The following is a 12263-nucleotide window of genomic DNA, read 5'->3' as shown; positions in this document are numbered from 1 at the left end:
GACTGCCCGGTGTTCGCGTTCAAGTCGTCAGCGCACGATGCCACGGCTGGCTGCGCCCAGGAAGTCGCGCATCGCGCGCACATCGGCCGCCGCTTCCGGCATGTCCTGTTCAAGCTGCGCGAGCGCCGCTTTCGCCTCTTCCAGCGTCAGGTTCGAGCGGTAGATGTGCTTGTAGGCTGCGCGGATGCCGTCGATCTGCGCGCGCGTGAAGCCGCGGCGTTTCAGGCCCTCGATGTTCACGCCGCGCGCGCCGGCCGGGTTGCCCGAGACGAGGACGAAGGGCGGCACGTCCTGGGTCAGGCTGGTGTACATGCCGATGAAGGCATGGGCCCCGATCTTGCAGAACTGGTGCACGCCGGCGTAGCCGGACAGGATCGCGTGATCGCCCACGTGGACGTGGCCGGCCAGCTGGGCGTTGTTCGAGAAGATCGTGTGGCTGCCCACCTGGCAGTCGTGCGCCAGGTGCACGTAGGCCGAAATCCAGTTGTCGTTGCCCAGGCGGGTGACGCCTTCGTCCTGGGCCGTGCCCAGGTTGAAGGTGACGAACTCGCGCACGGTGTTGTCGTTGCCGATTTCGAGGCGGGTCGGCTCGCCTTTCCACTTCTTGTCCTGGGGCGCGGCGCCGATCGAGCAGAACTGGAAGAACTTGTTGTTCTCGCCGATCGTCGTGTGGCCCTCGATGACGACATGGGGGCCGACGACGGTGCCGGCGCCGATGCGCACGTTGGGGCCGATGATCGAGTACGGGCCGACCTCGACCGAGCTGTCCAGCTCCGCCTTCGGGTCGACGATCGCACTCTGGTGAATCTTGCTCATTACTGCCCCGCTCCAGGAACCGCTGCCGCCGCTGGTGCGGGAGCGTCGGCCGCCTTCTCGTTGGCGCGGATGGTGCACATCAGTTCGCCCTCGACGGCGACCTTGCCGTCGACGCTGGCCACGGCCTTGTACTTCCAGATGCCGCGCGCCACGCGCAGGATCTCGACGTCCATCACCAACTGGTCGCCCGGCTCGACCGGACGCTTGAAGCGCGCGTTGTCGATGCCGACGAAATACACGACCGAATTCTCGTCCGGCTTCACGTCCATCGTCATGAAGGACAGGATGGCGGCGGTCTGGGCCATCGCTTCGATCATCAGCACGCCCGGCATGACCGGCTTGTGCGGGAAGTGGCCGTTGAAGAATTCCTCGTTGACGGTCACGTTCTTGATGGCGGTGATGCGCTTGCCGACTTCGACGTCCAGCACACGGTCGACCAGCAGCAGCGGATAGCGGTGCGGCAGGTATTCCTTGATCTCGTTGATGCAGAGGCTACGTTTTTCTGGAGTGCTCATTCTTCTTTATTCTCTTGGGTAATCGTTCTGATTGTCTTTTCCAGCGCACGGATCTTGTCGCGCATGGTGTTCAGGTTGCGCACGATGGCCGCCGACTTCTCCCATTCGGCATTCTTCGCCAATGGGTAAAAGCCCGTGTACTGGCCAGGTTCGAGCACCGAGCGCGAGACCATGCTGCCCGACGAGATGTGCACGTTGTCGGCGATCTCGAGGTGGCCCAGCACCATCGCCGCGCCGCCGAAAGTGCAGCGGCTGCCGATCTTCGCGCTGCCGGCCACGCCGACGCAGCCGGCCATCGCCGTATGCTTGCCGATGTGGCAGTTGTGGCCGATCTGGATCTGGTTGTCGAGCTTGACGCCGTCTTCGATCACGGTATCGGCCAGCGCGCCGCGGTCGATCGAGGTGTTCGAGCCGATATCGACGTCGTCGCCGATCAGGACGCGCCCGGTCTGCGGGATCTTGATGTAGACGCCCGCGTCGCTGGCGAAGCCGAAGCCGTCGCCGCCGATCACGGCGCCCGAGTGGACGATGCCGCGCGCGCCGATGACGCACTGGCGGTGGAAGGTGACGTTGGCAAAAAAGCGCGTGCCCTCGCCCACCACGCTGTCGCGGCCGATGAAGCAGCCGTGGTCGATGACGGCGCCGGCTTTCACCACGGCGCCCGCTTCGACCGTCACGTGCGGGCCGATGTGGGCCGACGGGTCGACCTGGGCCGACGGGTCGACGACCGCGCTCGGGTGGATGCCGGGGCTTGGGGCTTCTTCTTCGAGCGACACGAAGTACTGCGCGGCGCGGGCGAAATAGGCGTAGGGGTTGGTGGTGACGATGCGCGCGCCCGCGTAGGTGGCGCTGACCGAGGTATTGTCCAGCGGCGACAGGATCAGGGCAGCCGCTTCGCTCTGGGCCGCCAGCGCGCGAAGCTTGCTGTTGGAGAGGAAGCTGATCTGGTTCGGGCCGGCGCTGTCGAGCGGTGCGATCGAGGCGACGATGAGGTCGGGGTTGCCGGCCAGCTGGCCGCCGAAACGCTCGACCAGGTCACCCAGGCGCACGCCCTTGTGGTTGATTTCGCGTGATTCCAAAATATTACTTGTCCAGCAGTTTCAGGATCTTGTCGGTAATGTCGATGCGCGGGCTCGACCAGGCCGCTTCCTGCAGCACGACGTCGAGCTTTTCCTGCTCGGCGATCTGTTCGATGATCTTGAAGGCCTTCTGGGCGATGGCGGCGCGTTCCTCGCCCTTGCGCTGCATCAGGTCTTCGGTGAACTCGCGGTTCATGCGCTGCACGTCTTTTTCCATGTCGAACAGTTCGCGTGCGCGGCGGGTGCGCTCGACGTCGTTCAGGCGCGGCGCGTCGGCGTCGAACTTCTCGCTCATCTGCTTGAACTTGGCCACCATCTCCTCGGTCGTCTTCTGGCGCTTCGAGAATTCGGCCTGGATCTTGGCGTCGGCGGCCTTGGCCATCTTCGATTCGGTCATCAGGCGCTCGGTGAACACGAAGCCGATGCGGCCCGTCGTCTGGGCCATGGCAGGCAGCGCGCCGGCACAGAGGGCCGCCAGCAACAACGCATGTGGCAAACTGCGCGGCAGCGAGGCTATCAGATTTTTCAACATAATTCTCCGAGTAAAAAGGTGCTGCGGGGTCGGCGCCGGCAGGCGCCCGTCAGAAGCCCGTGCCCATCTGGAACTGGAAGCGCTCGAGCTGGTCGCCGGGTTTCGCGTTCAAGGGCTTAGCATAACTCAGGCGCAGCGGTCCGACCGGGGAAATCCACGACAGGCCGATACCGGCCGAGTAGCGCAGCTCGCCCAGGAAGATCTTCGACTTCTCCTGGTACACCTGGCCGCCGTCGACGAAGGTGAACCAGCGCAGGCTGCGGTCCTTGCTGCCCGGGAACGGGAACTGCAACTCGGCGTTGCCGATCACGCGCTTCGAGCCGCCGATGGCATCGCCATAGACCGGGTCGACCACGCCCAGCGTCGAGCTCTCGTAGCCGCGCACCGAGCCGATGCCGCCGGCATAGAAGTTCTTGAAGACCGGGTAGGAGTCGCCGCCGATGCCCTTGCCGTAATCGAACTCGCCGCGCAGGGCCAGCGTCATCCAGGTCGTGAGCGGGCGGTACCACTGGTGCTCGTAGACCATGCGGAAGTATTTCGAATCGCCGATGGCATCGATTTCGAAGTTGGCGCGCTGGTAGCGGCCGATGCTCGGGGTCAGCGCGCTGTCGCGGCTGTCGCGGCCCCAGGCCACGGTCAGCGGGATCGCCAGGCTCTTCGCGGTGCCGACGCCGAAATTCGGGCCCGGCTCGCTCGGGCCGCCATTCTGCGCCACGAACTGGCGGTACAGGGTCGGGCTGGTCTCGTCGGTGGTGAGCGTGGTGCGTTCCAGGCCGGCGCCGAAATAGACGGTATCGTTTTCCGAGAACGGCACGCCGAAGGTCATGTTGCCGCCGGTCTGGCGCACCGTGTACGAACCGATGTTCGACAGCGGCGGACGGGTCGTGCGCAGGTAGAGCTGGAAGGCGCGCGAGACGCCGTCCTCGGTGAAGTACGGATTGGTGTTCGAGAACGCCAGCGTGCGGCTGTACTTCGAGGTATTCAGGTCGACGCCGACGGTCTGGCCGCTGCCGGCGAAGTTGGCCTGCTGGATCGATGCCGTGAAGGTGAACTTTTCGGCCTGCGAGAACGAGCCGCCGATCATGAAGTTACCGGTCGGTTTTTCCTCGACCGTCAGGTTGACGTCGACCTGGTCGCCGGTGCCCGGCGACTCCGGCGTGTCGACCTTGACTTCCTTGAAGTAGCCGAGGCGGTCGACGCGGTCGCGCGAGAGCTTGACGCGGTTGGCGTCGTACCAGGCGCCTTCGAACTGGCGGAACTCGCGGCGGATGACTTCGTCGCGGGTGACCGTGTTGCCGGCGATGTTAATGTGACGGACGTAGGCGCGCTTGCCCGGATCGACGATGAAGGTGAAGGCGACTTCGCGCTTCTCGCGGTTGATTTCCGGGTTGGCGTTGACGTTGGCAAAGGCGTAGCCGAAGGTGGCCAGGCGGTTGGCGATGCGCTTGTTGGTCGCTTCCTGCAGGGCGCCCGAATACGGCTTGCCCGGCTCGAGCAGGATCAGCTGGCGCAGTTCTTCCTCGCGCCCGAAGGTCTCGCCTTCCAGCGCGACGCTCGAGACGGTGTACTTCTCGCCTTCGGTGATGTTGATCGTGAGGTAGATGTCCTTCTTGTCCGGCGTGATCGACACCTGGGTCGATTCGACGTTCGCCTCGAGGTAGCCGCGGTCCAGGTAGAACGACTTGATCGCCTCCAGGTCGCCGGTCAGCTTGGTCTTCGAGTACTGGTCGGCCTTCGAATACCAGGTCATCCAGCCCGAGGTCGACAGCTGCAGCACGTCGCGCAGCTGCTTGTCCGAGAAGGCCTTGTTGCCGACGATGTTGATGCCCTTGATGCGCGCGACGTCGCCTTCGTCGACGTTGAACATCACGTTGACGCGGTTACGCTCGATCGGGGTGATCGTGGTCGTGATCTTCACGCCGTACAGGCCGTGCGACAGGTACTGGCGTTTCAGTTCCTGCTCGGCGCGGTCGACCGCGGACTTGTCGTAGATCTTGGTCTCGCCCACGCCGATGTCGCGCAGGGCCTTGATCAGCATGTCCTTCTCGAATTCCTTGGTGCCGGTGAAATCGACCGAGGCGATTGCCGGGCGTTCCTCGACCAGCACCACCAGCACGCCGTTCTCTTCTTCGAGGCGGATGTCCTTGAAGAAGCCGGTGGCATACAGCGCCTTGATCGCCGCGACGCTCTTGTCGTCGTTGAAGGTCTCGCCCACACGCACCGGCAGGTAGCTGAACACGGTGCCTGCCTCGGTACGCTGGATGCCTTCGATCCGGATGTCCTTGACGACGAACGGAGTGACGGCAAGCGCAGGGCCGGCGCACAGGGCCAGCACAGCCGCGCCGATCAGGCTGCGGCGAACAAACGGCAGGGCAAAACGATCTTGTTGTGATTTCATTGGCTAAGGTCAGTCATTGGACAACTTACATTATTTTTTTGCCGGTGCCGCGCGGTTGCGTCGTTCTACAGCCGCTGCGACAGGTCATTGAAGAGGGCGAGCGCCATCAGCATGAACAGCAGGGCCACCCCCGCACGCTGTGCGAATGCGGTGATCCGCTCGGGCAGGGGGCGCCCGGTCAAAACTTCCAGCGAATAATACAGCAAATGGCCACCATCGAGCACGGGTATTGGTAACAGATTCATTACACCCAGGCTCACGCTGACGACCGCGATGAAGCCCAAAAAGGTCGCCAGGCCCAGGCGCGCGGTCTGTCCGGCGTAGTCGGCGATGGCGATCGGGCCGGTGATGTTCTTGAGCGAGGCTTGCCCGGTGACGATCTTGCCGATCATCTTGAAGGTCAGCGCCGTCATGTCCCAGGTGCGGCGCGCGCCCTTCTGCACGGCCTCCAGCGGGCCCGACTGCACGGTGACGCGCTCGAGCGCCGGCGCCAGCTGCACGGCGGCGATGCCCTGCCCTTTCGCATCGAGCGCCGGGGTGAGCGGCAGGACCATCGTCTCGCTGCCGCGGCGCACCTGCAGCTGCAGGGTGCGCCCCGGCGCGGCGCGCACCGCCTGCACGAAGTCGGCGGCGTGCGCGAAGGGCTTGCCGTCTGCGCCGAGGATCACATCGCCCGGACGCAGGCCGGCGCGCGCGCCGGCGCCGCCGTCGACCGTCTTGTCGACCACCGGCATGCCGATCCAGACGTCGAGGCCGAGCGCGGCCATGACGTCCTTCTCCGGGTCGGTCAGCGCCATCGCGGTTTGCGGGATGGTGGCGGCATAGCTGCTGCCGTCGGCCGCGCGCACGTTGAAGTGGGCTTCACGCTTGTCGACCGACAGGCCGATCACCTGCCAGCGCAGGTCGCCCCAGGAGACGACCGGCTCGCCGTTGACGGCGACGATGCTGTCGCCGCCGCGCAGGCCGGCGACATACGCCGGGGTGTTCTCCGCCATCGGGCGCAGCTTGGTCGCCGGCTCCTCGGTGCCGTGGACGAACAGCGCCGCGAACAGCACGATGGCCAGCAGGAAGTTGGCGGCCGGGCCGGCGGCGACGATGGCGATCCGCTTCCAGACGCTCTGGCGCGTGAAGTCGCGCGCGGCCTCGCGCTCGTCCTTGGGCGCGGTCTGCGGGTCGCGGCTGTCGAGCATCTGGACGTAGCCGCCCAGCGGCAGCGCCGAGACCGCCCATTCGGTCTGGTCGGGGCCGAAACGGCGCGACCAGACGACCTTGCCCATGCCGAGCGAGAAGCGCAGCACCTTGACGCCGCAGGTGCGCGCCACCCAGTAGTGGCCGAGCTCGTGGAAGACGATCAGCGGCCCCAGCGCAAGCAGGAAGGCCACGGCGGTGTAGAGGAAACTCATGGTGTGTCCCGGGAGCGGTTAGCGCAGCGCCTGGCGCGGCATTTAGCGAGTCAAACCGGCAACGAGCCGGCGCGCGGCGCTTCTTGCCTGCGCATCCTGCGCCATCACGGCGTCGATGTCGCCGGCAGCGCCATGGGCGTTCTCGTCCATCACGCGGCGCAGCACGCGGTCGATGTCGCGAAAGCCGATGCGCCGTTCGAGGAAGGCTTCGACCGCGATCTCGTTGGCGGCATTCAGCAGCGCCGGCGCGGTGCCGCCCGCGCGCAGCGCGTCGAAGGCGAGCGCCAGGCAGGGGAAGCGGGCGTAGTCGGGCTTGTGGAATTGCAGCGCGCCCATGGCCGTCAGGTCGAGCTGGGCGACGCCGGAAGCGATGCGCTCCGGGTAGGCCAGCGCGTGCGCGATCGGGGTGCGCATGTCGGGGTTGCCGAGCTGGGCCAGCACCGAACCGTCGACATACGACACCATCGAATGGATCACGCTTTGCGGATGGATCACGACTTCGATCAGGTCGGCCGGCGCGCCGAACAGCCAGTGCGCCTCGATCACTTCCAGGCCCTTGTTCATCATGGTCGCCGAGTCGACCGAGATCTTGCGCCCCATCGACCAGTTCGGATGCTTGCAGGCCTCTTCGGGGGTCACGTCTTCCAGGGTCTCGACGGCGCGCGCCAGGAAGGGGCCGCCGGAAGCGGTCAACAGGATCTTCGCGACGCCGGCCGTGGCAGGGTCGCGCGCATAGTGACCGGGCAGCGACTGGAAGATGGCGTTGTGCTCGCTGTCGATCGGCAGCAGCGTGGCATTGTGCTGGCGCACGGCGTCCATGAACAGCTGGCCGGACATCACCAGCGCTTCCTTGTTCGCCAGCAGGATCTTCTTGCCGGCCCTGGCCGCGGCCAGCGTCGGCGCGAGGCCGGCGGCGCCGACGATGGCGGCCATCACGGTGTCGGTGTCAGGGCTGGAAGCGATCTCGCACAGGGCCGCTTCGCCATACGCGACATCGACCGCCAGTCCGGCCAGCAGGCGCGAGAGTTCGGCGGCGGCTTCAGGCGTGCCGACCACGGCGCGCGCAGGCAGGAAGCGGCGGCATTGCGCGGCCAGCTCCTCGACACGGCTGTGCGCGGAGAGCGCGTACACCTGGTATTGCTCGGGATGACGCGCGAGCACGTCGAGCGTCGAGACGCCGATCGAGCCGGTGGCGCCCAGGATGGTGATGCGTTGCATTTTGAAAAACTCCTTACAGCCAGGCGCCGATCAGTGCCGCCAGCGGCAGTACCGGCACCAGGGCGTCGATCCGGTCGAGCACCCCGCCGTGGCCCGGCAGCAGGTTGCTGCTGTCTTTCATGCCGGCGCGGCGCTTGAGCTGGGATTCGAACAGGTCGCCGACGACACTGGCGGCGACGATCAGGATCAGGGTCAGGTACGTGGCGGCCCAGCCGAGGCTGGCCTGCACGCGCACGGGGAAAGTGTCGGCCAGCGTGTCGCCGGCCAGGGCAACCACCAGCGTGGCGACCGCCAGCACGGCGATGCAGCCGCCGATCGCGCCTTCCCAGGACTTGCCGGGCGAGATCGAGGGCGCCAGCTTGCGCTTGCCGAAGGCCTTGCCCGAGAAGTAGGCGAAGATGTCGGCGCACCAGACGATGGCGAGCACCGACAGCAGGTAGAGCGGCGAATAAGCGTAGAGGGTGACGATGGCGGCGAAGCAGCCTACCAGCGACACCGCATAGGTCAGGCTGAGCAGCGTGTTGGCGCCGCTGTCGAGGGGCGGCAGGCCGATCTTCAGGGAGGGCACGAAGCGCAGCACCCAGACCAGGACCGCGATCACGAACCAGAAGCTGCGGCTGCTGCCGGTATCGGCGACGAAAAAGGTCCAGGCGAAGGCCGCCGTCCAGAACAGGGCGACCAGGGTCGCCTTGCCCGACTTGGGGTTGAACAGGCGGAAGGTCTCCCACACCGCCGCCCCGAAGAAGGCAGTGGCCACCACCGCGAAGGCCGTGTAGTTGTTGGAATACAGGACCGGCAGCAGGACTGCCAGCAGCACGAGCGCGGTGATGATCCGGGTCTTCAGCATCAGGTTTTTTTCTTGGCTACTTGTTCGCCGGTGCGCCCGAAACGGCGCTCGCGGCTCTGGTAAGACGCGATCGCCGCGTCCAGCGACTCGACCGAGAAGTCGGGCCAGTAAGTGTCGGTGAAGTACAGCTCCGAATACGCGAGCTGCCACAACAGGAAGTTCGAGATGCGCTCTTCCCCGCCGGTGCGGATGAACAGGTCCGGCTCGGGCGCATACGCCATCGCCAGGTGCTCCGCCAGCATCTCTTCGGTGAATTCGAGCACGCCGGGATTGGCGGCCACCATCTTGCTGGTCGCCTGCATGATGTCCCAGCGTCCGCCATAGTTGGCGCAGACGGTGACGGTCAGGCGCGTATTGCCGGCGGTGCGGCGCTCGGCGCTGGCGATCATCTCGCGCAGCTTGGCGTCGAAGCGCGACAGGTCGCCGACCACCTTCAGCCGGATGTTATTGGCGTGCATTTTCGAGACTTCGCGCTCGAGCGCGGTCACGAACAGGCGCATCAGCAGCGACACCTCGTCTTCGGGGCGGCGCCAGTTTTCCGACGAAAACGCGAACAGGGTCAGGTACTCCACCCCGCGCAGCACGCAGGCCTCGACCACTCCGCGCACGGCTTCGACGCCCTTCACATGGCCCGCCACGCGCGGCAGCAGGCGCTTGGTCGCCCAGCGGCCATTGCCGTCCATGATGACGGCGATGTGGCGCGGGACGGCCGGCACATCGGGAACTGCAGTCGTCGAACTCTTGAAGATCATAAATCCATTGCCATGACGGCGAATACCGAATCAAAAAAACGGAACTGCCCGCGGCCGGAGCGCGCAGGCTGTTTCGGGTGCTGCACACATTGTCGTGCTTGCGGCGCGCCCATTCAGGCTGGGCGCGCCAGCATATTACACGGTCAGGACTTCTTTTTCCTTTTCCGCGACCATCTTGTCGATGTCGGCGACGAATTTGTCGGTCAGCTTCTGGATGTCATCCGAGGCGCGGCGCTCGTCGTCTTCCGACGCGGTCTTGTCCTTGACCATCTTTTTCAGCTGCTCGTTGGCGTCGCGGCGGATGTTGCGCACGGCAATCTTCGCGTCTTCGGCTTCCGACTTGACCAGCTTGACCATCTCCTTGCGGCGCTCTTCGGTCAGCGGCGGGGTCGGGACGCGCACCAGTTCACCGAAGGTCGACGGGTTCAGGCCGAGGTCGGCATCGCGGATCGCCTTCTCGATGGTGCTCAGCATCTTCTTTTCGTAAGGCTGCACGCCGATGGTACGGGCGTCGATCAGGGTCAGGTTGGCCACGCCGGCCAGCGGCGTCGGCGAACCGTAGTAGTCGACCGTGATGTGGTCGAGGATGCCGGTGTGGGCACGGCCGGTGCGGACCTTGGCGAGGTCGGCGCGCAAGGTTTCGATCGACTTGTTCATGCGCTCTTGCGCATTCTTTTTCACGTCAGCTAAGGACATGCTGCTCTCCTGTTATTGGATATTCGGTGTGGATGACGGTAGGGGCGCTCAGACGTGGACCAGGGTGCCTTCGTCTTCGCCCATGATCACCCGCATCAGGGCGCCCGGCTTGACGATCGAGAACACCTTGATCGGCAGCTTCTGGTCGCGGCACAGGGCGAACGCGGTGGCGTCCATCACCTGCAATTGCTTCGAGATTGCCTCGTCGAACGAGATCGACTCGTAGCGGGTCGCGTTGGCGTCCTTCTTTGGATCGGCAGTATATACGCCATCGACCTTGGTGGCCTTCAGGACGATCTCTGCCGAGATTTCCGAACCGCGCAGCGCGGCGGCGGTATCGGTGGTAAAGAACGGATTGCCGGTGCCGGCGGCGAAGACGACGACCTTGCCCTCTTCCAGGTACTGCAGGGCTTTCGGGCGCACGTAAGGCTCGACCACCTGCTCGATGCCGATGGCCGACATGACGCGCGCGGTGATGCCGACGTGGCGCATGGCGTCGGCCAGGGCCAGCGCGTTCATGACGGTGGCCAGCATGCCCATGTAGTCGGCGGTGGCGCGGTCCATCCCTTGCGCACCCGGCGCGACGCCACGGAAGATGTTGCCGCCGCCGATCACGACCGCCACCTCGACACCCGCCTTGGCCACTTCCGCGACGTCGGCGACCATGCGATCGATGGTGGCGCGATTGATGCCGAACTGGTCGTCACCCATCAGCGCTTCGCCAGACAGTTTAAGGAGGACTCGTTTGTAGGCTGGTTTTGTCATGATGAAGCGCTCTCCTATGTATTGTTTCAAATTCGGGTCCGGCCACGGTCTGCACCTTGGCCTCATCTGCAACAATGTACAGATGGCGGGCGAAACAGCGCGCACGGGCCGAAAGGACCGCGGCGCATCGCCTGGCGCGCGCGTTCACCGATGAACGCCCGCGGTCGTAGGGTGGACTCCCGAGTCCACGCGTGAAGCCTGCGTCACGCTAGCGGCGCAACAGAACGCGGAGACGCAGTCACCGTGCGCGCGTTACGCGTGGGCACAAGTGCCCACCCTACGACGGCGTAAACCGTCAGGTTAAAAAAACGGGCCTCTCGGCCCGCTTTCACATTACTGCTTGTTAGCAGCCATCTGTGCTGCAACTTCTGCTGCGAAGTCGTCGACTTTCTTCTCGATGCCTTCACCCACGACGTACATCGTGAATGCCTTCACCGTGGTGTTGGTCGCTTTCAGCATCTGCTCGATCGACTGCTTGTCGTTCTTCACGAAGGTCTGGTTCAGCAGCGACACTTCTTTCAGGTACTTCTGGACCGAACCTTCGAGGCGCTTGGCCAGGATTTCCGGCGACTGGGCCGGCTTGCCTGCGGCAGCGGCTGCGTCCGCGTCTTCCTGCGCCTTCAGCTGGGCGACCGAACGCTCTTTCTCGATCAGTTCGGCTGGCACGCCTTCGGCCGACAGGGCGACCGGCTTCATCGCGGCGATGTGCATCGCGATGTCCTTGCCGACCTGCTCGTCCGCGCCTTCGTAGTCGACCATGACGCCGATACGGGTGCCGTGCAGGTAGGCAGCCAGCTTGCCGGTGGTTTCGAAGCGCTGGAAGCGGCGCACGGTCATATTTTCACCGATTTTACCGATCAGGGCCGAACGCAGTTCGTCGAAGGTCTGGCCGCCGGCGTCCAGGGCCGCCAGGGCGGCGACGTCGGCAGGGTTGTGCTCGGCGACCAGCTTGGCTGCCAGGTTGGCCATGGCCAGGAAGTCGTCGTTCTTGGCGACGAAGTCGGTTTCGCTGTTGATTTCGACCAGCGCGCCGACGTTGCCGGCGATGTAGCTGGCGACCACGCCTTCGGCGGTCACGCGTGCCGACGCTTTCGATGCCTTGCCGCCCAGCTTGACGCGCAGGATCTCTTCGGCACGACCCATGTCGCCTTCGGCTTCGGTCAGGGCCTTCTTGCATTCCATCATAGGCGCATCGGTCTTCGCGCGCAGTTCGCCCACCATCGCTGCAGTAATTGCTGCCAT

Annotated in this window: 12 protein-coding genes; all 12 read right to left on the bottom strand. The window is 65.1% G+C overall.

The window, feature by feature from the left end; all coding sequences use genetic code 11:
• Positions 1-27 precede the first annotated feature (27 nt).
• A complete protein-coding gene (lpxA, locus tag ACFPAH_RS03505; RefSeq protein ID WP_379740694.1) occupies positions 28-816 on the bottom strand; it encodes an acyl-ACP--UDP-N-acetylglucosamine O-acyltransferase in 789 nt (262 codons plus the stop codon).
• The gene (gene fabZ / locus ACFPAH_RS03500) at positions 816-1331 is read right to left on the bottom strand and encodes a 3-hydroxyacyl-ACP dehydratase FabZ (RefSeq protein ID WP_379740692.1); all 516 of its coding nucleotides are present in this window, start codon (positions 1329-1331) and stop codon (positions 816-818) included. The genes lpxA and fabZ overlap by 1 nt, the downstream gene beginning before the upstream one ends.
• On the bottom strand, positions 1328-2410 hold the full coding sequence (lpxD, locus tag ACFPAH_RS03495; protein WP_379740690.1) for a UDP-3-O-(3-hydroxymyristoyl)glucosamine N-acyltransferase: 1083 nt from the start codon (positions 2408-2410) through the stop codon (positions 1328-1330). Before lpxD ends, fabZ begins: the two co-directional genes overlap by 4 nt.
• A gap of 4 nt (positions 2411-2414) precedes the next feature.
• Positions 2415-2942, bottom strand: coding sequence for an OmpH family outer membrane protein (locus ACFPAH_RS03490; RefSeq protein ID WP_379740688.1), 528 nt, complete (start codon positions 2940-2942; stop codon positions 2415-2417).
• A gap of 49 nt (positions 2943-2991) precedes the next feature.
• Positions 2992-5340: an outer membrane protein assembly factor BamA gene (bamA, locus tag ACFPAH_RS03485; protein WP_379740686.1), complete on the bottom strand. Its 2349-nt coding sequence runs from the start codon at positions 5338-5340 to the stop codon at positions 2992-2994.
• A 65-nt stretch (positions 5341-5405) separates the two neighbouring features.
• On the bottom strand, positions 5406-6743 hold the full coding sequence (gene rseP / locus ACFPAH_RS03480) for an RIP metalloprotease RseP (RefSeq protein ID WP_379740683.1): 1338 nt from the start codon (positions 6741-6743) through the stop codon (positions 5406-5408).
• A gap of 42 nt (positions 6744-6785) precedes the next feature.
• Complete coding sequence (ispC, locus tag ACFPAH_RS03475; protein WP_379740680.1) at positions 6786-7961, bottom strand: 1-deoxy-D-xylulose-5-phosphate reductoisomerase; 1176 nt, start codon at positions 7959-7961, stop codon at positions 6786-6788.
• Between the two features lie 13 nt (positions 7962-7974).
• On the bottom strand, positions 7975-8808 hold the full coding sequence (locus ACFPAH_RS03470) for a phosphatidate cytidylyltransferase (protein WP_379740678.1): 834 nt from the start codon (positions 8806-8808) through the stop codon (positions 7975-7977).
• Entirely contained in the window at positions 8808-9560 is a 753-nt protein-coding gene (uppS, locus tag ACFPAH_RS03465) for a polyprenyl diphosphate synthase (RefSeq protein ID WP_379740675.1), read from the bottom strand. The genes ACFPAH_RS03470 and uppS overlap by 1 nt, the downstream gene beginning before the upstream one ends.
• 135 nt (positions 9561-9695) lie before the next feature.
• Positions 9696-10256 carry a ribosome recycling factor gene (frr, locus tag ACFPAH_RS03460; protein ID WP_379740672.1) on the bottom strand — a complete coding sequence of 187 codons (561 nt, stop codon included), beginning with the start codon at positions 10254-10256 and terminating at the stop codon, positions 9696-9698.
• Positions 10257-10304: 48 nt separating this feature from the next.
• Positions 10305-11021: a UMP kinase gene (gene pyrH / locus ACFPAH_RS03455; RefSeq protein ID WP_379740669.1), complete on the bottom strand. Its 717-nt coding sequence runs from the start codon at positions 11019-11021 to the stop codon at positions 10305-10307.
• 333 nt (positions 11022-11354) lie between these two features.
• A complete protein-coding gene (gene tsf / locus ACFPAH_RS03450) occupies positions 11355-12263 on the bottom strand; it encodes a translation elongation factor Ts (protein WP_379740666.1) in 909 nt (302 codons plus the stop codon).

This window comes from Massilia sp. GCM10023247 (assembly GCF_042653325.1).
Lineage (GTDB): Bacteria > Pseudomonadota > Gammaproteobacteria > Burkholderiales > Burkholderiaceae_D > Telluria.
The sequence above is the reverse complement of the archived record's forward strand: the minus strand, read 5'-3'. Positions and strand labels throughout refer to the sequence as shown.